The sequence below is a fragment of the Caballeronia sp. LZ033 genome (genome assembly GCF_031451265.1).
Lineage (GTDB): Bacteria > Pseudomonadota > Gammaproteobacteria > Burkholderiales > Burkholderiaceae > Caballeronia.
This window is the reverse complement of sequence record NZ_JARUXQ010000001.1, coordinates 1946124-1967914: the sequence shown is the minus strand read 5'-3', so window position 1 is coordinate 1967914 and position 21791 is coordinate 1946124. Positions and strand designations below refer to the sequence as shown.

The following is a 21791-nucleotide window of genomic DNA, read 5'->3' as shown; positions in this document are numbered from 1 at the left end:
AACAACAAGTCATGCCTGATGACCATAGCGAGTCGGTACCACCCCTTCCCATCCCGAACAGGACCGTGAAACGACTCCACGCCGATGATAGTGCGGATCCCCGTGTGAAAGTAGGTAATCGTCAGGCTCCTCATGCTCCAAACAAAAACCCCACCCCACAAAGGTGGGGTTTTTGCGTTTCAGGGCGCACATTTGACCCGCCCGCACCTCAGCGCTGCCCACCCTCATCCCCACTTTTTCCTCCCCTCAGCGCGCTTTCCGCACGCCTCTTGCCGTTTACCTTTCCGCAACAAATACTGTATAAATATACAGTAAAACCACAGGCCATCGGATGCTCAAGCCTTGGGCAGATCCGAGCATTTGCGGACGGGGAAAGCTCATGGGTGCCGCACTTTCATTGCTCGATATCGGGCTGACATCGCATCTGCAGCGTCAGCTCTGGCAGGGCAGTCCGATCAACGATCCCGAATCGAACGTCGTTTCGAGCGGCTATCGGATGCTCGATCTGCTCTTGCCCGGCACCGGCTGGATGCCGGGCATGGTCACCGAACTGCTGATCGAAGAGAGTGGCGTCGGGGAAATCAGGCTGCTTGCGCGCACGCTCCGCGAGTTGACGGTCGGCAAAGGCCGGTCGGTCATCTTCGTCGCGCCTCCCTGGACGCCCAACTTCGCTGCCCTCAAGGCAATGAACATCGCCGTGAACAAGCTCGTCTGGGTCAAGGCGCCGGAAGAGCACACGCTGTGGGCCGCGGAGCAATCGTTGAAGCAGGAAGGCATTGGCGCCGTGTTGGTCTGGCTGCCGCAAGTGCGTCCCGAGGCGCTGCGGCGCTTGCAGGTCGCCGCTCAGGAAGCGCAGTCGCTGGCGTTTCTGTTCCGGCCGCTCAAGGCAGCCCGGCAATCGTCGGCGGCGCCGTTGCGCATGGTCTGCAAGCCGCGCCTTCCCGCGCACGCTCAGACCATGAACCGCCGCGAGTGGATGCAGGCCGTCATGCTGGAAATCGACATCATCAAGCGGCGAGGTCCGTTACTGGGCAAACCGTTGCAATTGAGCTTGCCACTGCAGTTGCCCGCGCTGCCCGAACACATTCGCCGCGCGCATCTCAGCAGGAAAGCACGAGAGGTCAAACATGTTGTGGATAGCGGTGACATTGCCGCTTTTATCGCTCGAAGCAGTCAGGCCGCCATCGATGCCCTCAGCATTGGCCAGCCCGATCTCGCCTGGAGCGGCATCGGCGAATGATGCCGGCAGTCTCGACGATCCCGAGCAGTCCTGCTTCGCGCTCGCCGATCACGCCCGCATCCTGATGCCCGATCTCGTCGCGTTCCGGCTCGGCGTGCGTCCCGGCAGCACGCGCTCGCACGCGTTCGCACTCGCGCCGCGCCTGACGCTGCTCGCCGTCGATCTCAACGCCGAGCAGCGCGCCCTCGAAGCCGTGGCGCTGGCGCTGCTCGCGTTCACGCCCAAGGTCGTGCTGGCGCACGCGAACACCGTCTTGCTGGAAGTCGGCGCGAGCATGCGTCTCTTCGGCGGATTGCGCGCCTTGCTTTCGAAGGCCGCGGCGACGATCAAGGGCTGCGGCTTCACCTCGCGCATGGGCTGCGCGCCGACTGCCTGGGGCGCGTGGCTGCTCGCGCACGCCCGCACGCGGCGGGTGGCGCGGCGCGTGCGCATCGTGAAGGAAACGACGCTCGTGCAGGTGCTCGACACCTTGCCCGTATCGCTGGTGCCGTCGGCGCATTCACATGGCGACGTGTTCGAGCAGATCGGCTGCGCGACACTCGCCGATTTGCGCCAGTTGCCGCGCAAGGGCGTCGCGCGCCGCTTCGGGCCGGGCATCCTGCAATGGCTCGCGCAGGCATACGGGCAGGCGCCCGATCCACGCGAGGCGTTCTGCGCGCCGGCATCGTTCGAGGCGCGGCTCGAGTTGCAGGCGCGCGTGGAAAGCGCCGATGCCTTGCTGTTCGCGGCGCGTCGTCTCGTGCTGCAACTGGCCGGCTGGCTGAGCGCGCATCACGCGGCGGTCAGCGAGTTTTCGTTGCTGCTCGAACATGAACTGGCCGCGCGTCATGCGCCGAAGACATCCACCTTCAAGGTGGCGTGGGCCGTGCCGACACGCGATGCCGAACACATCCTCTGGTTGCTGCGCGAAAAGCTCAATCAGACGACGCTGGCCGCGCCGGTGATCGAAATGAAGCTGCTGGCCGACAAGGTCAGCGAGCATGCGCCGCCGCCCGACACGCTGTTCCCGCTGCCCGGTTCCGAGAGCGATTCGCTGGCGCAGCTGCTCGAGCGTCTGAGCGCGCGGCTGGGCGCGGAGAACGTGGTGCAGCTGGTCGAACATGACGATCATCGTCCGGAGGCGGCGATGACGGTCGAGGCGTACAAGCCGGCGAGTGAAGCGAAGCCGAAGCGCAAGAAGAAGCAAACTGAAAAGACCGCGCCGGTCGAGAAAGAAGCCGACACAGAAGCCGAAACCCCCATCGACGCCGCTCTCGAACTGCCGGATCGCGCGGTGCCGTCGCAGCCGCGTCCGGCGTGGATCCTCGACACCCCGCAAAAGCTGATGTTGCGCAACGAGCGGCCGTTTTACCGGCGGCCGCTGAAGCTGATCAGCCGAACGGAGCGTATCGAGGCGGGCTGGTGGGACGGCAACGGTGTGCAGCGCGATTACTACGTCGCCGGGGACGATCAAGGCCGCATGTTCTGGGTGTATCGCGAGCGCCTGACGGGCTTCTGGTTCCTGCACGGTTTTTTCGGATGATGCCGGGATGGACGACGATCTGAACGACATCATCGGCCTGGAGGAAGGCGACAAGGGCGACGAAGGCGAGGGCGCAGGCAACGAAAAGCGCACCTTCCTCGGTTCGATGTCCGCTTCCGCGTTGTTGCCCGACTATGCGGAGCTGCATTGCCTGAGCAACTTTTCGTTTCTGCGCGGCGCATCGCATCCGCAGGAACTGGCTGCCGCCGCGCTCGAACATGGCTACACCGCGCTCGCGATCACCGACGAATGCTCGCTCGCGGGCGTCGTGCGCGCGCATGCGGCGATCAAGGACATCGAAACGCAAGCGGAGGCGGCCGCGAAAGCCGCCAGCGAGGCCGGCGAGCCGCCGCCGAAAAGGCAGCACCTGAAGCTGATCATCGGCAGTGAACTGCATCTGACGGATGCCGATGGCAGTCCTTTCTGCACCCTGATTGCACTGGCGACGAATCGGGCCGGTTACGGCAACCTGTCCGAACTGATAGCGCTGGCGCGCTCGCGATCGCCGAAGGGGCGCTATCGACTCGGCCCGGAGGATTTCACGAATCCGGCGGCATCGTCGAGTGCGCTCGACGCCACCGACTTGCGCGGCGACATCGCCCATCTGAAGCATCTGCACGACTGCCTGCTGATCTTGGTGCCGCAGCGTTCGGCGACGCTCGCCGAAACGCTCGATCGCGCGCACTGGCTGGCCGGTTTCGCCGCCGGGCGCGCGTGGCTTGCCCTGGAGCTCTGGCAGGACGGCAGCGATGACGAACGTCTCGCCGCGTCGCGCGTGATTGCCGAAGCGAGCGGCTTGCCGCTCGTCGCGGCCAGCGGCGCGCTGATGCACGCGCGCTCGCGCAAGCCCTTGCAGGACACGCTGACCGCCATCCGCCTCGGCCGTCCGCTCGCGCAATGCGGCTATGCGCTCGAAGCGAACGCGGAACGGCACCTGCGCACGCGGCTGCGCATCGGGGCGCTGTATCCGGCGGCGGCGATCCGGGAAACGCTCAGGCTGGCCGCGCGCTGTACTTTCAGTCTCGACGAACTGCAATACGAATATCCCGAAGAACTCGTGCCGCGCGACGAAACGCCCGCCAGCTATCTGCGCAAGCGCGTGATGGAAGGCGCGCGCGTGCGCTGGCCAGACGGACTGGATGCCGACACCATCGGACTGATCGACAAGGAACTCGCGCTTGTCGCGGCGCTGAAGTACGAAAAGTATTTCCTGACGGTCTATGACATCGTCTCGTTCGCGCGCAGCCAGAAGATCCTGTGCCAGGGACGCGGCTCGGCGGCGAATTCGATCATCTGTTTTTGCCTGTTCATCACCGAGCTCGATCCGGTCCGCATGGGGCTGCTGATCGAACGTTTCATTTCGCAGGCGCGCAACGAGCCGCCGGACATCGACGTCGATTTCGAGCATCAGCGCCGCGAGGAAGTGATCCAGTACATCTACCGGAAGTACGGGCGGCATCGCGCGTCGCTGGCAGCGTCGGTCATCACGTATCACACGCGCAGCGCGCTCAAGGACGTCGGCCGGGCGCTCGGGCTGGATGCGTCGCTGATCGAGCGGATCGGCAAGTCGCAGCAGTGGTGGGACGGACCGTCGGCGGTGGCGGGCTATCTGCGCGAGGCCGGCTTCAGCGACGACTCCCATGTGACCAAGCATCTGATCCGGCTCACGCGCGAGTTGCGCGGCTTTCCGCGGCATTTGTCGCAGCACGTCGGCGGCTTCGTGATTGCGCGGGAACGCTTGTCGCGGCTCGTGCCGATCGAAAACGCCGCGATGAAGGACCGTTGCGTGATCCAGTGGGACAAGGACGACATCGACCAGCTGAAACTCCTGAAAGTCGACGTGCTCGCGCTCGGCATGCTGTCGGCGATCCGTCGCGCGCTGGAATTCGTCGCATTGCGCCGGGGCATTCCGGATTTTGGCGTCCACCACATTCGCCGCGAGGACAAGGCGGTCTACGAGATGTGCTGCCGGGCGGATACCGTCGGCGTGTTCCAGATCGAATCGCGCGCCCAGCAGAGCATGTTGCCGCGCCTGCGGCCGAACAAATACTACGACCTCGTGATCGAGGTGGCGATCGTGCGGCCCGGACCCATCCAGGGCGGCATGGTGCATCCGTATCTGCGTCGCAAGCAGGGACTCGAAGAAGAGGAATATCCGAAAGAGGAGTTGCGGCCGGTTCTTGGACGCACGCTCGGCGTGCCGATTTTCCAGGAGCAGGTGATGAAGCTCGCGATGGTCGCTGCCGGCTACACCGCCGAACAAGCCGATCAGTTGCGGCGCGCCATGGCAGCCTGGCGGCGCGGCAGTCATCTCGAGAAATATCAGGCTGATCTGATGACGAAAATGCTGGCGCGCGGCTATGAGCACGATTTCGCTGCGCGCGTGTGCAAGCAGATCGAGGGCTTTGGCGAATATGGCTTTCCGGAAAGCCATTCGGCGAGTTTCGCGCTGCTCGTCTACCTGAGCGCATGGATCAAGCGTTACGAGCCCGCGGCGTTCCTGGCGGGTTTGCTGAACAGTCAGCCGCTTGGTTTCTATTCGCCGTCGCAGCTCGTGCAGGATGCGCAGCGTCACGGCGTGAACGTGTTCCCGCCCGATGTCTCGCTGAGTGACTGGGAGTCGGTGCTGGAGGCGCGTTCGGGCAACGGCGAGCGTCTCGTCTTCGATGCCGGCAAGGAGCAGCGCCGCCAGCAGTTCTATGGAGCGGCATCGTCGGATCAGATCTTTCGCAAGACGATGCGGCGCGGAGCGCGCCGGCTGGCCGCGCGCGTTAAGCTGCCGTCACGGCAGTACGGCGCGACGGGGCCGGGCGTGCGGATCGGCTTGCAGCAGATCAAGGGCATGTCGCAGGCGGCGGCCGAACGGATCATGGCCGCGCGGGCGCAGGCGCCGTTCGCCGATGTCGACGACCTCACGCGCCGCGCGGCGCTCTCCCGCCGCGAGCTCGAAGCGCTGGCGGCCGGCAATGCGCTGGCGAGCATCGCGGGGCATCGGCGTCAGGCGTGGTGGGCGGTCACCGCGCAGCAGCGCGCGCCGGAACTGCTGCGCGACGCGCCGATGAGCGAAATGCCGCTCGCGTTGCCGGAAGCGTCGGAGGGGCGCGAGATCGTCGACGATTACGCGAGTCTCGGGCTGACGCTCAATCGTCATCCGCTGGCGCTGCTGCGCGACAGGCTCGCGCGCATGCGCTTCAAGAGCGCAGCCGAGCTGGAGAAGACCGCCAACGGGCGCTTCGTGCGGGCGTGCGGCATCGTGACCGTGCGGCAACGGCCGGGCACGGCGAACGGCACGATCTTCGTGTCGATCGAGGATGAAAGCGGCTCGATCAACGTGATCGTGTGGCCGGGGCTCGTCGAGAAGCAGCGCAAGGTGCTGCTGGGCGCGTCCTTGCTTGGCGTGCACGGCGTCTGGCAAAAGGACGGCGACGTGCGGCACCTGGTGGCGCAGCGGCTCGAAGACCATAGCGCGCTGCTCGGCCGCCTTGCCGCGCCGAGCCGCGATTTTCACTGATCTGGAAGGTCCGGATAGTTGGCAAGCAGGCCGGCGATCGCATGATTGAACGGCGTGCGCCTGCCGATACCCAACTCTTCCAGCCGGGCGGACTCGAGATGGCAGTCGCGCGGACGCGGCGTCGCGTCGGTCGGGGCGTGCTGCGCGATGAGCCGCGCGTCCAGCTTCAAGGTCCGCGCAATGTGTCCGGCGATGTCGAACTTCGTCATGGGCTCGTCGCCGGACCAGTGCGTGATGCCGGAAATCGTCCCGCCGCGCGCATGATGTTCGAGCATGCCGCGGATCACCACGGCGACGTCGGGCGTGAAGGTCGGATAGCGCGTCGCCCAGGCGTCCATCGGCGCGCCGGGGTGCGCGGCATCGGCCGATGCGACGATAGCGGGCGTCAGGCTCGTCACCGCGGATTCGTTCCAGTCGGTGCAGGGCCCGTAAAGCAGCGGCAGGCGCAGCACGCAGGACGCCGGATCGCATTCGAGCAGCGCGCGCTCGCCATCCAGCTTGCTGTGCCCGTAGGCGTTGAGTGGCGCGGGAGCGTCGTCGGGACGATAGGGCGGCGAGGTGCCGTCGAACACGTAATCGGTCGAGATCGACAGTACCCATGCGCCGGTCGCGCGCGCCTCGCGGGCGATCTCGCGCAATGCGTCCACGTTCAGGGCGCGGGCCAGCGCGGGATCGTTTTCGCACACGTCCGGCCGCCGCTCGGCTGCCGCGACGACGATCGCATCCGGCTTCAGGTCTTTCAGGAAAGCGCGGACGGCGTCGTGGTCGAGCAGATCGAGCCGGACATCATGCACACCGGCGCGGCTGCGCGCAGTGGGGACGACGCGCCATGTTCTGGCACTGTCCGCGCGCGCCAGTTCGGCGGCGACTGCTCGTCCGAGCAAGCCTGACGCGCCGATCAGCGCGACGGTGAAAGCCTGGTCGCCGCTCATGCCGAAGCGACGCTGACCACCGTATAGCCGGCCTCATCGATGGCGTCTTTCAGCGCATCGGCCGATTGCTCCGATTCGACCGCGACGCGGCCACGTTCCAGATCCACGCGCACTTGTGCTTGCGGATCGATTTCCTTGATGGAGCGCGTCACAGCGCCCACGCAGTGCTGGCAGCTCATGCCTTGAACTTCGAATTCGGTCATTGCGGTTTTCCTCGTCAAAGAGCTCGATGAAGTACATCGTATACCTTGCCATCGTGGGAAGGTGTAGAGTCAAAGTGACTTTTTTCCAGGGAGCACTCGATGAACATCGGCGAAGCGGCCCGCGCCTCAGGCGTGACAGCCAAGATGATCCGCTACTACGAGAGCGTCGGATTGCTTAATCCGGTGGGGCGGACGTCGTCGGGGTATCGCGTCTACGGCGCGCAGGAAGTGCATGCGTTGCGCTTCGTGCGGCAGGCGCGCCGGCTGGGATTTCTGGTCGAGGACATTCGCAGGCTGCTGGCCTTGTGGCACGACCGGACGCGCGCGAGCGCGGAAGTGAAATCGATTGCGATGGAGCATGTCGCGGAACTCGACCGGCGCATTGCCGAGCTGACCGAGATGCGCGAAACGCTGGCTCACCTTGCCAACCACTGTCACGGCGATGAACGGCCGGATTGCCCGATTTTGGACAAGCTGGCGCAGTAATGCACCATAATTGTGCCTTCATAACGGCCGGTGGATGGCTGAAAGCTGGAATCTTCATAAAAAACAGCAGTTTGAAGGCCATCCAACTCCGCACCATTCCGAAACAGAATGCACAGTATTCAAGCATTTCCTAACACAGCGCCACAAAACTTCCTTATAATCCGGGTATTCCCTAACGGGTAATCCCTGACCCAGCCGCCAGGGATCGTCTAGATACCTTGGAGCACATCATGGTTGCGTACATCATCGAAAAATTGAGCATCTGGTTTGAAGCCGCTGAGCAGCGTCGTCGCGAAGCGTATCTGTCGGAATCGACGGATATCGTCCAGCTCGAACAGCGTATCCGCTCGCTGGAATCCAACGGCTACAACGCGTAAGCGTCAGTCGTGAAAGCAAAAAGCCCCGCATCGCGGGGCTTTTGTTTTTGGCCGGCGCGGACGCAAGTCGCCGGGTGACGCAAGTCCAGGCCGTACACGCGTTACTGCTTGCGCGGATGCTGCTCCAGCCATTGCTTCATGAACGCAATCTCCTTGTCCTGCGCGGCAATGATGTCCTTCGCCAGCTTGCGCAGCTTCGCGTCCTTGCCGTATTTCAGCTCCACCTTCGCCATCTCCACCGCGCCCAAGTGATGCGGAATCATGTGCGCGACGAAATCGCGGTCCGGATCGCCCGTGTACTCGATGCCCGACATCCCCGACATCATCTTCTGGTCCGCGGCCTGATAGGCGGCGGTGGACGAGACGTCGGTCGGTTTCGGCGTGTGCTGCTCCATGTTCATGCCGGGCATGGCGTCGCTCGCGGCCGGCGCATCCTGAGCCATTGCGCCTGCGCTCAGGCAGGCGCTGAGAACGGCAAGCGCGATTTTTGTTGATTTCATCGTTTCTCCTGGAGAAGGGCCATTCGGGTGCTGTTTCGGGCAACGGCGCCTAGCCTAAAGCTTGCCACCGCGGTAATGTAAAGCGATTTCGTCTACATAAAGAGCGAGCGATGCGCCATTCCATGACGACCCCGCGTCCGGCATTCCTTCTGATGCGCACGGTGCGCGCTTGTGCCGCACTGGCCGCCCCCGCCGCGTTCGCTGCGGGCTTGTGCTGGTTCAGCCCGGTGCAAGCAAAGGCCGGAGGCGAACCGCTAGTGCTCGATACGCAAACCGGGATTCACAGCGGCGCGAGCGGCACGGTGCTGCAAAGCGGGGCGCTCGGCGGTCCCGGCATGGTGCCGATGCAGACCTTGCAGGGGCCGCCGCAGGAGGCCCAGCCGCCGATCGTCGTTTCGCCTTATGTCGAGTATCCGGGCGCCGGCCAGAGCAGCGTGCCCACTCAACCAGGACGCGGAGGACGCAGCCGCGCGCCAGTTGCGCCTCATCCATAAGGACTTGCACGCAGACGGCGTCAATCGCCGCGATGTTCAAGCTTGAACGAAGCGCCACTGTCTTCGCCAAGCAGCTCGACCAGGCGAGGCAATGCTTCCTTCAGGTCGCGTGCGAGCGTGTACGGCGGGTTCAACACGAACATGCCGCTGCCGAACAGGCCCAGCCCGTCCGCAGGCGGCTTTCTGACGGTGAGGCTGGCGTGCAGCCAGCCATTCGGCCGAATGGCCTTCAGCTGGTCCGCGAACCGTTGTGATTCCACGCGCGTCACGAGCGGATACCAGACTGCATAGGTTCCCGTTGCGAACCGTTTCAGACCTTCCTGAAGACATTCCAGCGTACGTGCGTAGTCGCGCTTGTCCTCGTACGACGGATCGATCAGCACGAGTGCACGCCGCGGCGGTGGCGGAAGGAGCGCCTTGATGCCGTCGAAGCCGTCGCCGGCATAGATCATTGCGCGCCGGCCTGCGTCGCGGAAATTGTGGCGCAGCACGTCGATCTCCGTGCTGTGCAGCTCGAACAGACGCATGCGGTCCTGCTCGCGCATGGTGCGCCAGGCGAGATAGGGCGAGCCGGGATAGAAACGCATCGCGCCGTCGGGATTCAGCGCCTTGACCTCCGCGACATAGTCGGCCAGCAACGGCGGCAGATCATCCCGCTCCCACAGCTTGCCGATACCCGTCTCGAACTCGGCGTTCTTCGCGGCGAAGCCCTCGGTGAGGGCGTAGACGCCGGCGCCTGCATGCGTGTCGATGTACCAGTACGATTTGTCCTTCTGCCCAAGGTACTGAAGCATCTGGATGACGATGGCGTGTTTCAGGACATCGGCGTGATTGCCCGCGTGGAAGGCGTGACGGTAACTGAGCATGACGAAAGGCCCGCGAAGGCATGAAAGGCAACAATGAAACGGAGCCCGAAAAAGGGCGTTCATTCTAGCCGAGACCACCGGCCGCGCCGGAGCCCGGGTTGCGTCAGTGCGTCACGGCCTTCATGCACAATAACCCGGCGTGCCGCGTCGTGACAGTCGGCCGAATGGGCAGGGTCGCGAACCTGCACGAATTGTCCTAGGCCGATCGGCCAGCTTGATGGCGGCGCCGATGAATGGTGTCATTGCTTCGATGTCGTTCACTCACGCGCGCCGTACAACCAGCGTGCGTCATGACGGTTCCATGCAACGAGGAGGCGTACGCGGAATGTCGGAAATCGAAAATCAGAATGCAGTGTCACGGGGAAATGTCAGGCAGCAGGCTGCGGAAAGCGCGGCGCCGGCCATCGCCTTGCCGCCCTACGAGACGGTCGCGCTGATGCTGCAGGGCGGAGGCGCGCTCGGCGCCTATCAGGCCGGCGTCTACCAGGGCCTGCACGAAACAGGGATTCATCCGAACTGGATCGCCGGCATTTCAATCGGTGCGCTGAACACGGCGATCATCGCCGGAAACGCGCCGGAACAGCGCGTGACTCGGCTGCTCGAGTTCTGGGAAACCATCTGCCAGCCGGCGTTCGGCTTCCCGCTGCCGGGTCTCGTCGAAAGGGCGCTGTTCGACTCCGCCGACGAAATCCGCAAGGCGTTTACCGCCTGGCAGGCGTTCGGCGCGCTCGTGGAAGGGCAGAAGGGCTTCTTCATTCCACGCTTTCCGCCGCCGTCGCCCATTGCCTCCGGTTCGCCGCAAACCGCCAGCTATTACGACACCACACCGCTCAAGGCCACCCTGGAGCGCCTGTGCGACTTCGACCGCATCAATTCAGGCGAGACGCGCGTGTCGGTCGGCGCGGTGAACGTCGCGACCGGCAACTTCGCCTATTTCGACAACACGCAGATCCGCCTGCGCGCCGAGCATTTCATCGCGTCCGGGGCCTTGCCGCCGGGCTTCGCTGCCGTCGAGATCGACGGGCAGTTTTACTGGGACGGCGGACTCATGTCGAACACGCCGCTCTACGAAGTGGCCATGGCCACGCCGCGCCGTGACACGCTCGCTTTCCAGGTCGATCTATGGAGCGCGCGCGGTCCGGTGCCGGACAGTATCGTCGACGTGATGGGGCGCGTGAAGGACGTGCAGTATTCCAGCCGCACGCGTCTCGTGACCGACCAGATGCAGCGCTCCCAGCGCGCCCGCAACGTGTTGCAGCACGTGCTCGACCTGGTGCCCGAGGAGATTCGCAAGAACGACGAATGGTGCCGGCGCGCGGAGGAACTCGCGTGCTCGAAGCGCTACAACATCATCCACCTCATCTACCGCCAGAAGGAGTACGAGGGCCACTTCAAGGACTATCAGTTCGGGCTGTCGACGATGCAGGAACATTGGGAAAGCGGCCTGTCCGACATCCGCCGCACGCTCGCCCACCGCGACTGGCTCGAGATGCCGAACGGAGAAGCGCGTTTCGCCACCCACGATATCCATCGCGACGAGCCTTGAACGGGTCACGCGCAGCCCGGGAGGCCGTCCTGAGCGGAAAATTCTCCCTCTTTGTATAATCCGGAGCGCTTCGGGCGGCGTCCTGCTGACACCACCGCCATCACGTTTCCTCGACTCCGAATGACTCCGATCTCGGTCTGCTTCGTCTGTCTCGGCAATATCTGCCGCTCGCCCAGTGCGGAAGGGGTGATGCGGCATCTCGTCGAGCGCGCGAACCTGGCCGGCCATATCGTGATCGATTCGGCCGGAACCGGTGACTGGCAGATCGGCGACGCCCCGGATTCGCGCGCCCAGAAGGCCGCGAAGAAGCGCGGCTACGACCTCTCGATGCTGCGCGGGCGGCAGATCGGCGCCGCGGATTTCGCGCGCTTCGACCTGCTCGTCGCCATGGACGACGCCAACGTCGCCGCACTCATGGCCATCTGTCCGCCCGAGCATCGCGACAAGATTCGCCTGCTGATGGACTTCGGCACGCGCAAGGACAGTCGTGTCGTGGTCGATCCTTATTTCGGCGGCGAGGCGGGTTTCGAGACCGTGCTCGATCAATGCGAGGACGCCTGCGAGGGCTTGCTGAGAGCACTGCAGGCCCAACTTTCCGCGTAACTTTCGGCAGCAATCCATCAATCGGAACGGGAATTAAAAAACTACTTATCTCGCCCGGGATACTTGACTAAAACTGTGGGATATTTATACTTGACGAAAATCATCGAGTATTAGCGTTAGCTCCCCATTATGAGACTCACCACGAAAGGCCGTTTCGCCGTTACGGCGATGATCGACCTGGCGTTGCGCCAGGAGCAGGGCCCGGTGACGCTGGCAGGCATCAGTCAGCGCCAGCGCATCTCGCTTTCCTATCTCGAGCAGCTCTTCGGCAAGCTGCGGCGCCATGAGATCGTCGAATCGGTCCGCGGGCCGGGCGGCGGCTACAACCTTGCGCGCCGCGCGGAAAACGTCACGGTGGCGGACATCATCATCGCCGTCGACGAGCCCATCGACGCCACTCAATGCGGCGGCAAGGGCGCGTGCGAAGGCACCAAGCAGCACGATGGCCATTGCATGACGCACGAGCTGTGGGCAACGCTGAATCAGAAGATGGTCGAGTATCTGGATTCCGTTTCGTTGAAGGATCTGGTCGACCAGCAGCGTGCGCGTGAGGGTTCGGCGTCGGTGCTGCGCGATCGCCGCACGGATTCGTCCGGCGTCGAGGCCACGCGGGTGGTGCCCAAGGGTCCGAATTCCATTTTCAATCTGGCCGGATGACCTGCGCCGCCGCGCGGCACGAGCCGTGCGCGTGATGATGCAAGGCGCGTCCCAGCCGGAGCTTTGACCGATTTTCCCGGAGCGACTGATGAACAACGATATTCCCCACCTGCCCATCTACATGGATTACAGCGCGACGACCCCCGTCGACCCGCGCGTGGTGGACAAGATGATCCCGTATCTTCGCGAGCAGTTCGGCAATCCGGCCTCGCGCAGCCACCAGTACGGCTGGGATGCGGAGCGTGCAGTCGAGGAAGCGCGCGAGAACGTCGCGGCGCTCGTCAACTGCGATCCGCGCGAGATCATCTGGACCTCGGGTGCGACGGAATCGGACAACCTCGCCATCAAGGGCGCGGCGCATTTCTACAAGAGCAAGGGCAAGCACCTCATCACCGTGAAGACCGAGCACAAGGCCGTGCTGGACACCACGCGTGAGCTGGAGCGCGAAGGCTACGAAGTCACGTACCTGGACGTGAAGGACGACGGTCTCATCGACCTCGAAAAGTTCAAGGCGGCCATTCGCCCGGACACGATCCTCGTTTCCGTGATGAACGTGAACAACGAGATCGGCGTGATCCAGGATATCGCGGCGATCGGCGAGATCACGCGCGAGAAGGGCATCATTTTTCACGTCGACGCGGCGCAGGCCACCGGCAAGATCGAAATCGACCTGCAGAAGCTGAAGGTCGACCTGATGTCGTTCTCGGCGCACAAGACCTATGGTCCGAAGGGCATCGGCGCCCTGTATGTGCGTCGCAAGCCGCGCGTGCGCATCGAAGCGCAGATGCACGGCGGCGGTCACGAGCGCGGCATGCGCTCGGGCACGCTCGCGACGCATCAGATCGTCGGCATGGGCGAGGCGTTCCGCATCGCGCGTGAAGAGATGGCCACGGAAAACGAGCGCATCCGCATGCTGCGCGACCGTCTGCTGAAAGGCCTGCAGGACATGGAAGAAGTGTATGTGAACGGCGACATGGAACAGCGTGTGCCGCACAACCTCAACATCAGCTTCAACTTCGTCGAAGGCGAGTCGCTGATCATGGCAGTGAAGGACGTCGCGGTGTCGTCGGGTTCGGCGTGCACGTCGGCGTCGCTGGAGCCTTCGTATGTGCTGCGCGCGCTCGGCCGCAACGACGAACTCGCACACAGCTCCATCCGTTTCACGGTGGGCCGTTTCACCACCGAGCAGGACGTCGACTACGTCATCAACCTGCTGAAGAACAAGATTGCCAAACTGCGCGACCTGTCGCCGCTCTGGGAAATGCACAAGGACGGCATCGACATCTCGAGCATCCAGTGGGCCGCTCATTGAGCATGCACTGAGCGCACGCGACACCGAATACAGGAGAGATTGAAAATGGCTTATAGCGACAAGGTCCTTGACCACTACGAAAATCCGCGCAACGTCGGTTCGTTCTCGAAGGACGACGACACGGTCGGCACCGGCATGGTCGGCGCGCCGGCCTGCGGCGACGTGATGAAGCTGCAGATCCGCGTCGGCGCGGACGGCGTGATCGAGGACGCGAAGTTCAAGACCTACGGCTGCGGCTCGGCGATTGCATCGAGCTCGCTCGTCACCGAATGGGTGAAGGGCAAGACGCTCGACGAAGCGATGAGCATCAAGAACACGCAGATCGCCGAAGAACTGGCGCTGCCGCCGGTGAAGATTCACTGCTCGATTCTCGCTGAAGACGCGATCAAGGCGGCCGTGGCGGATTACAAGCAGCGTCACGGCAGCGCGGCTCCGGCAGCGGAAGCTGGCGAGGCGAAGCAGCACGCGGCGTAAGGTTCGACGCGGGCGCCATGCATGAGCATGACGTCCGTTTGAACGACGAAGGTCGGTTAAAGCGACGAGAAGCGAAAGATCATGGCAATCACGTTGACGGACAAGGCGGTACAACACGTGCAGAAGTACCTGACGCGGCGCGGCAAGGGCGTCGGCCTGCGTCTGGGCGTGCGCACCACGGGCTGTTCCGGTCTGGCGTACAAGCTCGAATACGTCGATGAACTCGCGCCGGAAGACACCGTGTTCGAAACGGCGGGCGTCAAGATCGTGATCGACCCGAAGAGCCTGCCGTATCTCGACGGCACCGAACTGGACTTTGCGCGCGAAGGGCTGAACGAAGGCTTCCGCTTCAACAACCCGAACGCGAAGGACGAGTGCGGCTGCGGCGAATCGTTCCGCGTGTGACACGCAGGGCGCCGGCAGCAACGGCAAAAGAGGCGGCGCGGGCCGCCTTTTTCATTCGCGCAACCTGAAACCTCATCATCGTCATGGCTTCGCTCAACGACACCCACTTCGCGCTTTTCGACCTGCCGCAGACCTTCGCCATCGAGCAGCAGACCCTCGACGACGCCTATCGCACCGTCCAGGCGCAGGTGCATCCCGACCGCTTCGCCGCGGCCGGCGACGCCCAGCGACGCCTCGCGATGCAATGGGCCACGCGCGCGAACGAGGCGTACCAGACGCTGCGCGATCCGCTGAAGCGCGCGCGCTACATGCTGTCGCTGCGCGGCATCGACGTCGGCGCGGAGAACAACACGGCCATGGAGCCCGCGTTCCTGATGCAGCAGATGGAATGGCGCGAAAATATCGAGGATGCGGCCGGCGCGAAGAACGTCGGCGCGCTCGAAGCGCTGCTCGACGAACTGCGCGACGAGGAACGCGTGCGCTTCACGAAGCTCGCCGCGCTGCTCGACAGCCAGTCCGACCAGGCCGCGAGCGAGGCTGTGCGGCAACTGATGTTCATCGAGCGCGTGGCGCAGGAAATCGGCACGCAAATCGAACGGCTGGAGCACGCGTAAAGACGCGCTCGCCGTCACCACCCCATAAGACCAACGATGGCTTTACTGCAAATCTCAGAACCCGGCATGGCGCCGGCGCCGCATCAGCGGCGCGTGGCGGTCGGCATCGATCTCGGCACGACGAATTCGCTCGTCGCGGCCGTGCGCAACAGTGTCCCCGAAGCGCTTCCCGACGAGGACGGCCATGTGCTGCTGCCGTCGGTCGTGCGTTATCTGGAGAAGGGCGGACGGCGCATCGGCCGTATCGCGAAGGAAGAAGCCGTTCTCGATCCGCGCAACACGATCGTCTCGGTCAAGCGCTTCATGGGGCGCGGCAAGAGCGAGGTGGAAGGCGCGGAGAACGCGCCGTACGACTTCATCGACGCGCCGGGCATGGTGCAGATCCGCACCATCGACGGCGTGAAGAGCCCGGTGGAAGTGTCGGCGGAGATTCTCGCCACGCTGCGTTACCGCGCGGAAGATTCGCTCGGCGAGGATCTCGTCGGCGCGGTCATCACGGTGCCCGCCTATTTCGACGAAGCGCAGCGCCAGGCCACCAAGGACGCCGCGAAGCTCGCGGGCCTGAATGTGCTGCGGCTCCTCAACGAACCGACGGCGGCGGCGATCGCCTACGGTCTCGACAACGGCGCCGAAGGGCTTTACGCGGTCTATGACCTGGGCGGCGGCACCTTCGATCTGTCCATCCTGAAGCTGACGAAGGGCGTCTTCGAAGTGCTCGCGGCAGGCGGCGATTCCGCGCTCGGCGGCGACGACTTCGATCACGTGCTGTATCGCCACGTGCTGGCGCAGGCGGGCGTGTCGCTGGACGCGCCTGAAGACGTGCGCTTGCTGCTCGACCGCGTGCGCGCGGCGAAGGAAGCGCTGTCGGATGTGGCCGAGACGCGTGTGCAGGCCACGCTTTCGACTGGCGGCAAAATCGATGTCGCCGTGAGCGAGGCGCAGTTCGCCGAGCTGACGCAGGCGCTCGTTGCGCGCACGCTCACGCCGACGAAGAAAGCGCTGCGCGACGCCAAGGTGACGGCGCAGGACATCAAGGGCGTGGTGCTGGTTGGCGGCGCGACGCGCATGCCGGTGATCCGGCGCGCGGTCGAGACCTTCTTCGGCCAGCCGCCGCTCATCAATCTCGATCCGGATCAGGTCGTCGCGCTCGGCGCCGCGATCCAGGCCGATCTGCTCGCCGGCAATCGGCGCGGCGAAGGCGACGACTGGCTGCTGCTCGACGTGATCCCGCTGTCGCTCGGCGTCGAGACGATGGGCGGCCTCACCGAGAAGATCATCCCGCGCAATTCCACCATCCCGACCGCGCGCGCGCAGGACTTCACGACCTTCAAGGACGGCCAGACCGCGATGGCGATTCACATCGTGCAGGGCGAGCGCGAGCTGGTGTCCGACTGCCGCTCGCTCGCGCGTTTCGAGCTGCGCGGCATCCCGCCGATGGCCGCCGGCGCGGCGCGCATCCGCGTGACCTATCAGGTCGACGCCGACGGTCTCCTGTCCGTGTTCGCGCGTGAGCAGACCTCGGGCGTGGAGGCATCGGTGATCGTGAAGCCTTCGTATGGCCTCGCTGACGACGACGTCGCGCGCATGCTCGAGGAAAGCTTCAAGACCGCCGACATCGATATGCGCGCGCGTGCGCTGCGCGAGGCGCAGGTGGAAGCGCAGCGCATGATCGAAGCGACGCACGCGGCGCTCGCATCCGACGGCGAACTGCTCGATGAGCAGGAGCGCGCGGAGATCGACACGCTTACCGCGGCGCTGGAACAGGTTGCGCAGGGCGAGTCGCCGGAAGTGATCGAGGAGGCGACGAAGACGCTTGCCACGGCCACCGACGAATTCGCCGCGCGCCGCATGAACAAGAGCATTCGTCGCGCGCTCGCGGGTCGCAAGCTCGACGACGTCTGATCATCCCCATTCGAGAACTTACGAAAAATGCCTCAAATCGTTGTACTGCCTCACGTCGAGCTGTGTCCGGACGGCGCGGTGATCGACGCCGATACGGCCAAGAGCATCTGCGACAACCTGCTGGATCACGGCATCGAGATCGAGCATGCGTGCGAGAAGTCGTGCGCGTGCACGACCTGTCACGTCATCATCCGGGAAGGCTTCAACGCGCTCGAACCGTCCGAGGAACTCGAGGACGATCTGCTCGATAAAGCGTGGGGGCTGGAACCTACATCGCGGTTATCATGTCAGGCAATGGTGCCGGCCGACGAGGATCTGGTGGTCGAGATCCCGCGCTACACCATCAATCACGCCAAGGAAAATCACTGACAGGAGGCTCGCCCATGAAGTGGACAGATACTCAGGAGATCGCGATGGCTCTCACCGACGCGCATCAGGATATCGATCCTCAATATGTGCGTTTCACTGACCTGCACCGCTGGATTACCGAGCTCGATGGCTTCGACGACGATCCCGACAAGTCCAACGAGAAGATCCTGGAATCGATCCAGGCAGCGTGGATCGAGGACGCGGATTACTGATCCCTCACGCTGATCCGGCTTGAAATAAGAACGGCGGCTTCGCACAGGAAGCCGCCGTTTTTTTGCGCCCGTTGCGTTTAGATGTTCCGATGTTCAGACGCGCACGCCCTTGTCCTGCAACTGGCGTTGCAGCGTCGGCCACATCTTCGCCACCGCTTCTTCACCCGCGAGAATCGACACGTTGCGCTGGCTGAAGTCGCTGCTGCTCATCGCGTTGAGATTCGGGCGGATCACCGCGTTGGCGTACTTGTCGAGCTCGTAGGCCTTGATGGTCTGGCCCATGATCGTGAAAGTCTGCATGAGCACGTCGAACGAACTCGTCGTGAGACCGCTTTCGGGGCGCGCCGAGATGTCGACGGCGATCACGAAGTCCGCGCCCATCTTGTGCGCGAACGCGGCCGGCACCGGGCTCACGAGGCCGCCGTCCACATACTCGCGATCGCCGATCTTCACCGGCTCGAAGATCGACGGCACGCTGCACGACGCACGCACCGCAATGCCCGTATTGCCGCGCTGGAAGAGGATCGGCTGGCCGTTCCTGAGATCCGTGGCGACGATGCCGAGCGGCCGCGCCATCTTCTCGATCGGCCGGTTGTCGAGGGTCTTGTTGAGGTAGTTCTGCAGCGCGACGCCCTGCAGGATGCCGCGCGTGCGGAAGGGCATGGCCCAGTCGCTGATCGAGGCTTCGTCCATGGTCAGCGCGAGCTTGTTGATGGCGATGCCGTTCATGCCCGATGCATACAGCGCCGCGATCACCGAACCCGCGCTCGTGCCGGCGACGAGATCCACGTGCAGGTTGCGCGCTTCGAGCGCCTTGATCACGCCGATATGCGCGAAGCCGCGCGCCGCGCCGCCGCCCAGCGCCAGGCCGATGCGCACCGGCCGCTGCGGTTCCTGCCGGGGTGGCGGCGCGGATGCGGTCTCGCCCGACACGCCGCTGCTGGTCGTGGTGCAGGCGGCAAGAACGGACGAGGCGGCCGCGAGCGAGAACGCGCGGCGTGAAAGACGGGGTGACGATGAACTCAAGGCGTGCTCCGGATGCAGCGGGTCCCGGACGAATGGCGCGAGGCGTCGGGGAGGTTTCGTGGACAGGTGACGATCAGGCGCGCACATCATAAAGCAAAGGCTCGCGGGCCGACACGATGCGGCCGGCGAGTATAATTTCGGCTCATTTTGGGCGGGCTCGCGTGCGGGTGTTTCGTGCGCCACGCCGTGCGCTGGCCGTCTCCGACGGCCGTCGCGCACGCGGCCCGCCAGATCGCATTCCGGCCTCGGCCGTGCGCCGCCCGCTCCGGGTTGGCCGCGCGGCGGCGGCGCCCTCATCGAGTACACAGCAATGACCACCCCAGTCCGCACACGCTTCGCTCCGAGCCCGACCGGCTTCATCCATCTCGGCAACATCCGTTCCGCGCTGTATCCGTGGGCGTTCGCGCGCAAGATGAAGGGCACCTTCGTGCTGCGCATCGAGGACACCGATCTCGAGCGTTCCACCGACGCCTCGGTCGACGCAATTCTCGAAGGCATGGACTGGCTCGGACTCGATTTCGACGAAGGCCCGTTCTATCAGATGCAGCGCATGGACCGTTATCGCGAGGTCGTCGCGCAGATGCTCGAGAAGGGGCTGGCGTACCACTGCTACATGTCTACGGAAGAGCTCGACGCCCTGCGCGAGCGCCAGCGCGCCGCCGGCGAAAAGCCGCGTTATGACGGCACCTGGCGTCCCGAGCCGGGCAAGGTGCTGCCGCCGGTGCCCGAAGGCGTGGAGCCGGTGGTGCGCTTCCGCAATCCGCTGACGGGCGCCGTCGCGTGGGACGACGCGGTGAAAGGCCACATCGAGATCTCGAACGAGGAACTCGACGACCTCGTGATCGCGCGTCCCGACGGCACGCCGACCTATAACTTCTGCGTGGTCGTCGACGATCTCGACATGAAGATCACGCACGTCATCCGCGGCGACGATCACGTCAACAACACGCCGCGCCAGATCAACATCCTGCGCGCGCTCGGCGGCGACACGCCGGTGTACGCGCATCTGCCGACCGTGCTGAACGAGCAGGGCGAGAAGATGAGCAAGCGTCACGGCGCGATGAGCGTGACGGGCTATCGCGACAACGGCTATCTGCCGGAAGCGGTGGTGAACTATCTCGCGCGCCTCGGCTGGTCGCATGGCGACGCGGAGATTTTCTCGCGTGAGCAGTTCGTCGAGTGGTTCGATCTCGAGCATCTCGGCAAGTCGCCCGCGCAGTACGACCACGACAAGCTCAACTGGCTCAATGCTCATTACATCAAGGAAGCCGACAACGCGCGCCTGGCGGAGTTGACCCGGCCGTTCCTGCTCGCCGGCGGCATCGATGCCGCCGCGCTCGCTGCCGGCGCGCCGCTCGATCAGGTGATCGGGCTGCTGAAGGACCGTGCATCGACGGTGAAGGAGATCGCCGATAACGCCGCGATGTTCTATCGCGAGCCGGTGATCGAACCGGACGCGTATGCGCAACACGTGACGGATGCGGTGCGTCCGGCCATCGCCGATCTGTGCACGGCGCTCGCCGAAGTGGAATGGAACAAGGAAGCGATTGCGGCGGCGCTCAAGGCCACGCTCGGCGCACACAAGCTCAAGATGCCGCAGCTCGCAATGCCGGTGCGACTGCTGGTGGCAGGCACGACGCACACGCCGTCCATCGATGCCGTGCTGATGCTGTTCGGTCGCGATGTTGTCGTGAATCGCTTGGGAAAGGCGGCGAGTTGATGTTTCCGCGGGCCCGGCGCGCGTGGGAAAGCGCCGGGCTCCATCGATTGCGTGCAACTGCACGAGATGAGCCAAATAATTTGCGATTTGTTCGTCAGAGGGTATTTACAACTACGAAAACGCCCTATACAATCTCGTTTCTGTTCTGCAAGGGGGTATAGCTCAGCTGGGAGAGCGCTTGCATGGCATGCAAGAGGTCAGCGGTTCGATCCCGCTTACCTCCACCAAGAACAGTCAAGCAAGGTGAAGTAGGGCGAAGTTGTTCTCCAGAAACTTGGAAGTCGCAAAAAATACTTCACAAACAGCACGAAGTTGTATAGAATTTCGGTCTTCGCTGACCGGCAGAAAGTAAGTTGGCGAGACAGTAGTAAGACAGAGTCAACAAGTTTCTGTCCCCTTCGTCTAGAGGCCTAGGACATCACCCTTTCACGGTGAGTACAGGGGTTCGAATCCCCTAGGGGACGCCAGATTATCGGCGGCTGCTAGAGAGCGCTGCAGCGTTCGTCGGTGACACGGCGGATCGATAGCAAGAAAGTGGAGCGGTAGTTCAGTTGGTTAGAATACCGGCCTGTCACGCCGGGGGTCGCGGGTTCGAGCCCCGTCCGCTCCGCCAACACCTGGTTTGAATACTGCGAGCAAAAACACTCCGGCTATTGAGAGCCGGTTTTTTTTCGCCGCAGTTTGCAAGAAGTTGAAGTCCCCTTCGTCTAGAGGCCTAGGACATCACCCTTTCACGGTGAGTACAGGGGTTCGAATCCCCTAGGGGACGCCAGATTGATCGGCGGCTGCCAGAAGCGCTGCAAGGTTCGTCGATGACACG

The 21791-nt window shown here is 64.0% G+C and carries 22 protein-coding genes, 4 tRNA genes and 1 rRNA gene; 22 read left to right on the top strand and 5 right to left on the bottom strand.

The window, feature by feature from the left end; all coding sequences use genetic code 11:
• The first annotated feature begins 14 nt into the window (after positions 1–14).
• The 4 genes from rrf to QCE62_RS09155 all read left to right on the top strand — a co-directional run bounded on the left by rrf (position 15) and on the right by QCE62_RS09155 (position 6273).
• Positions 15–127: ribosomal RNA gene (gene rrf, locus QCE62_RS09170) — 5S ribosomal RNA — on the top strand.
• A 252-nt stretch (positions 128–379) separates the two neighbouring features.
• Positions 380–1240 carry a translesion DNA synthesis-associated protein ImuA gene (gene imuA, locus QCE62_RS09165; RefSeq protein ID WP_309808659.1) on the top strand — a complete coding sequence of 287 codons (861 nt, stop codon included), beginning with the start codon at positions 380–382 and terminating at the stop codon, positions 1238–1240.
• Positions 1188–2762 (top strand): DNA polymerase Y family protein, encoded by a 1575-nt coding sequence (locus tag QCE62_RS09160; RefSeq protein ID WP_309916825.1) that lies wholly within the window; start codon positions 1188–1190, stop codon positions 2760–2762. The genes imuA and QCE62_RS09160 overlap by 53 nt, the downstream gene beginning before the upstream one ends.
• A 106-nt stretch (positions 2763–2868) precedes the next feature.
• Positions 2869–6273, top strand: a complete 3405-nt coding sequence (locus tag QCE62_RS09155; RefSeq protein WP_309919751.1) for an error-prone DNA polymerase — start codon at positions 2869–2871, stop codon at positions 6271–6273.
• Here QCE62_RS09155 and QCE62_RS09150 read toward each other — a convergent pair.
• Both QCE62_RS09150 and QCE62_RS09145 read right to left on the bottom strand, forming a co-directional pair.
• Positions 6267–7205, bottom strand: coding sequence for an SDR family oxidoreductase (locus QCE62_RS09150; protein ID WP_309916823.1), 939 nt, complete (start codon positions 7203–7205; stop codon positions 6267–6269). The two genes, QCE62_RS09155 and QCE62_RS09150, sit on opposite strands and share 7 nt — an antisense overlap.
• Positions 7202–7408: a cation transporter gene (locus tag QCE62_RS09145; RefSeq protein WP_309916821.1), complete on the bottom strand. Its 207-nt coding sequence runs from the start codon at positions 7406–7408 to the stop codon at positions 7202–7204. The genes QCE62_RS09150 and QCE62_RS09145 overlap by 4 nt, the downstream gene beginning before the upstream one ends.
• A gap of 99 nt (positions 7409–7507) precedes the next feature.
• Between QCE62_RS09145 and cueR the strand changes: the two genes are divergently transcribed.
• On the top strand, positions 7508–7894 hold the full coding sequence (gene cueR / locus QCE62_RS09140) for a Cu(I)-responsive transcriptional regulator (protein ID WP_309916818.1): 387 nt from the start codon (positions 7508–7510) through the stop codon (positions 7892–7894).
• A gap of 230 nt (positions 7895–8124) precedes the next feature.
• Positions 8125–8271: a DUF3563 family protein gene (locus QCE62_RS09135; RefSeq protein ID WP_309808650.1), complete on the top strand. Its 147-nt coding sequence runs from the start codon at positions 8125–8127 to the stop codon at positions 8269–8271.
• Positions 8272–8372: 101 nt separating this feature from the next.
• Here the strand turns inward: QCE62_RS09135 and QCE62_RS09130 are convergent, their stop codons facing one another.
• Positions 8373–8771: a DUF305 domain-containing protein gene (locus tag QCE62_RS09130; RefSeq protein WP_309916816.1), complete on the bottom strand. Its 399-nt coding sequence runs from the start codon at positions 8769–8771 to the stop codon at positions 8373–8375.
• A gap of 122 nt (positions 8772–8893) precedes the next feature.
• Between QCE62_RS09130 and QCE62_RS09125 the strand changes: the two genes are divergently transcribed.
• Positions 8894–9265 carry a hypothetical protein gene (locus QCE62_RS09125; protein WP_309916814.1) on the top strand — a complete coding sequence of 124 codons (372 nt, stop codon included), beginning with the start codon at positions 8894–8896 and terminating at the stop codon, positions 9263–9265.
• Positions 9266–9285: 20 nt separating this feature from the next.
• Here the strand turns inward: QCE62_RS09125 and QCE62_RS09120 are convergent, their stop codons facing one another.
• Positions 9286–10131, bottom strand: a complete 846-nt coding sequence (locus tag QCE62_RS09120; protein ID WP_309916812.1) for a 23S rRNA (adenine(2030)-N(6))-methyltransferase RlmJ — start codon at positions 10129–10131, stop codon at positions 9286–9288.
• Positions 10132–10456: 325 nt separating this feature from the next.
• On the opposite strand from QCE62_RS09120, the gene QCE62_RS09115 reads away from it, so the two are divergent.
• From QCE62_RS09115 to iscX, 10 genes are all read left to right on the top strand, one after another.
• Positions 10457–11677, top strand: a complete 1221-nt coding sequence (locus QCE62_RS09115) for a patatin-like phospholipase family protein (RefSeq protein WP_309916809.1) — start codon at positions 10457–10459, stop codon at positions 11675–11677.
• A 120-nt stretch (positions 11678–11797) separates the two neighbouring features.
• Positions 11798–12280, top strand: coding sequence for a low molecular weight protein-tyrosine-phosphatase (locus tag QCE62_RS09110; protein WP_309916807.1), 483 nt, complete (start codon positions 11798–11800; stop codon positions 12278–12280).
• A gap of 129 nt (positions 12281–12409) precedes the next feature.
• A complete protein-coding gene (gene iscR / locus QCE62_RS09105; protein ID WP_309916804.1) occupies positions 12410–12937 on the top strand; it encodes a Fe-S cluster assembly transcriptional regulator IscR in 528 nt (175 codons plus the stop codon).
• Positions 12938–13025: 88 nt separating this feature from the next.
• Entirely contained in the window at positions 13026–14249 is a 1224-nt protein-coding gene (locus tag QCE62_RS09100; RefSeq protein ID WP_309916802.1) for an IscS subfamily cysteine desulfurase, read from the top strand.
• A 45-nt stretch (positions 14250–14294) separates the two neighbouring features.
• On the top strand, positions 14295–14723 hold the full coding sequence (gene iscU / locus QCE62_RS09095; protein ID WP_309901630.1) for a Fe-S cluster assembly scaffold IscU: 429 nt from the start codon (positions 14295–14297) through the stop codon (positions 14721–14723).
• Positions 14724–14804: 81 nt separating this feature from the next.
• Positions 14805–15128 carry an iron-sulfur cluster assembly protein IscA gene (gene iscA / locus QCE62_RS09090; RefSeq protein WP_309808632.1) on the top strand — a complete coding sequence of 108 codons (324 nt, stop codon included), beginning with the start codon at positions 14805–14807 and terminating at the stop codon, positions 15126–15128.
• Between the two features lie 83 nt (positions 15129–15211).
• Positions 15212–15742 (top strand): Fe-S protein assembly co-chaperone HscB, encoded by a 531-nt coding sequence (gene hscB / locus QCE62_RS09085; protein WP_309916799.1) that lies wholly within the window; start codon positions 15212–15214, stop codon positions 15740–15742.
• Between the two features lie 36 nt (positions 15743–15778).
• The gene (gene hscA / locus QCE62_RS09080; protein ID WP_309916795.1) at positions 15779–17644 is read left to right on the top strand and encodes a Fe-S protein assembly chaperone HscA; all 1866 of its coding nucleotides are present in this window, start codon (positions 15779–15781) and stop codon (positions 17642–17644) included.
• Positions 17645–17671: 27 nt separating this feature from the next.
• The gene (gene fdx / locus QCE62_RS09075) at positions 17672–18013 is read left to right on the top strand and encodes an ISC system 2Fe-2S type ferredoxin (protein ID WP_061138726.1); all 342 of its coding nucleotides are present in this window, start codon (positions 17672–17674) and stop codon (positions 18011–18013) included.
• A 14-nt stretch (positions 18014–18027) separates the two neighbouring features.
• The gene (gene iscX / locus QCE62_RS09070; RefSeq protein WP_309808622.1) at positions 18028–18225 is read left to right on the top strand and encodes a Fe-S cluster assembly protein IscX; all 198 of its coding nucleotides are present in this window, start codon (positions 18028–18030) and stop codon (positions 18223–18225) included.
• A 93-nt stretch (positions 18226–18318) separates the two neighbouring features.
• Here the strand turns inward: iscX and QCE62_RS09065 are convergent, their stop codons facing one another.
• On the bottom strand, positions 18319–19251 hold the full coding sequence (locus tag QCE62_RS09065; RefSeq protein WP_309916793.1) for a patatin-like phospholipase family protein: 933 nt from the start codon (positions 19249–19251) through the stop codon (positions 18319–18321).
• A 310-nt stretch (positions 19252–19561) separates the two neighbouring features.
• On the opposite strand from QCE62_RS09065, the gene gltX reads away from it, so the two are divergent.
• From gltX to QCE62_RS09040, 5 genes are all read left to right on the top strand, one after another.
• Positions 19562–20971: a glutamate--tRNA ligase gene (gltX, locus tag QCE62_RS09060; protein WP_309916790.1), complete on the top strand. Its 1410-nt coding sequence runs from the start codon at positions 19562–19564 to the stop codon at positions 20969–20971.
• Positions 20972–21122: 151 nt separating this feature from the next.
• Positions 21123–21198, top strand: a tRNA-Ala gene (locus tag QCE62_RS09055).
• A 164-nt stretch (positions 21199–21362) separates the two neighbouring features.
• Positions 21363–21438: transfer RNA gene (locus QCE62_RS09050), tRNA-Glu, on the top strand.
• A gap of 69 nt (positions 21439–21507) precedes the next feature.
• Positions 21508–21584, top strand: a tRNA-Asp gene (locus QCE62_RS09045).
• Positions 21585–21667: 83 nt separating this feature from the next.
• A tRNA-Glu gene (locus QCE62_RS09040) sits at positions 21668–21743 on the top strand.
• The last annotated feature ends 48 nt before the right edge of the window (positions 21744–21791 follow it).

What these genes read in the sequence shown, in the direction of transcription:
- imuA (WP_309808659.1), top strand. Translation starts at nt 380, where the DNA reads ATGGGTGCCGCACTTTCATTGCTCGATATCGGGCTGACATCGCATCTG.
- QCE62_RS09160 (WP_309916825.1), top strand. Translation starts at nt 1,188, where the DNA reads ATGCCCTCAGCATTGGCCAGCCCGATCTCGCCTGGAGCGGCATCGGCG.
- QCE62_RS09155 (WP_309919751.1), top strand. Translation starts at nt 2,869, where the DNA reads ATGTCCGCTTCCGCGTTGTTGCCCGACTATGCGGAGCTGCATTGCCTG.
- QCE62_RS09150 (WP_309916823.1), bottom strand. Translation starts at nt 7,205, where the DNA reads ATGAGCGGCGACCAGGCTTTCACCGTCGCGCTGATCGGCGCGTCAGGC.
- QCE62_RS09145 (WP_309916821.1), bottom strand. Translation starts at nt 7,408, where the DNA reads ATGACCGAATTCGAAGTTCAAGGCATGAGCTGCCAGCACTGCGTGGGC.
- cueR (WP_309916818.1), top strand. Translation starts at nt 7,508, where the DNA reads ATGAACATCGGCGAAGCGGCCCGCGCCTCAGGCGTGACAGCCAAGATG.
- QCE62_RS09135 (WP_309808650.1), top strand. Translation starts at nt 8,125, where the DNA reads ATGGTTGCGTACATCATCGAAAAATTGAGCATCTGGTTTGAAGCCGCT.
- QCE62_RS09130 (WP_309916816.1), bottom strand. Translation starts at nt 8,771, where the DNA reads ATGAAATCAACAAAAATCGCGCTTGCCGTTCTCAGCGCCTGCCTGAGC.
- QCE62_RS09125 (WP_309916814.1), top strand. Translation starts at nt 8,894, where the DNA reads ATGACGACCCCGCGTCCGGCATTCCTTCTGATGCGCACGGTGCGCGCT.
- QCE62_RS09120 (WP_309916812.1), bottom strand. Translation starts at nt 10,131, where the DNA reads ATGCTCAGTTACCGTCACGCCTTCCACGCGGGCAATCACGCCGATGTC.
- QCE62_RS09115 (WP_309916809.1), top strand. Translation starts at nt 10,457, where the DNA reads ATGTCGGAAATCGAAAATCAGAATGCAGTGTCACGGGGAAATGTCAGG.
- QCE62_RS09110 (WP_309916807.1), top strand. Translation starts at nt 11,798, where the DNA reads ATGACTCCGATCTCGGTCTGCTTCGTCTGTCTCGGCAATATCTGCCGC.
- iscR (WP_309916804.1), top strand. Translation starts at nt 12,410, where the DNA reads ATGAGACTCACCACGAAAGGCCGTTTCGCCGTTACGGCGATGATCGAC.
- QCE62_RS09100 (WP_309916802.1), top strand. Translation starts at nt 13,026, where the DNA reads ATGAACAACGATATTCCCCACCTGCCCATCTACATGGATTACAGCGCG.
- iscU (WP_309901630.1), top strand. Translation starts at nt 14,295, where the DNA reads ATGGCTTATAGCGACAAGGTCCTTGACCACTACGAAAATCCGCGCAAC.
- iscA (WP_309808632.1), top strand. Translation starts at nt 14,805, where the DNA reads ATGGCAATCACGTTGACGGACAAGGCGGTACAACACGTGCAGAAGTAC.
- hscB (WP_309916799.1), top strand. Translation starts at nt 15,212, where the DNA reads ATGGCTTCGCTCAACGACACCCACTTCGCGCTTTTCGACCTGCCGCAG.
- hscA (WP_309916795.1), top strand. Translation starts at nt 15,779, where the DNA reads ATGGCTTTACTGCAAATCTCAGAACCCGGCATGGCGCCGGCGCCGCAT.
- fdx (WP_061138726.1), top strand. Translation starts at nt 17,672, where the DNA reads ATGCCTCAAATCGTTGTACTGCCTCACGTCGAGCTGTGTCCGGACGGC.
- iscX (WP_309808622.1), top strand. Translation starts at nt 18,028, where the DNA reads ATGAAGTGGACAGATACTCAGGAGATCGCGATGGCTCTCACCGACGCG.
- gltX (WP_309916790.1), top strand. Translation starts at nt 19,562, where the DNA reads ATGACCACCCCAGTCCGCACACGCTTCGCTCCGAGCCCGACCGGCTTC.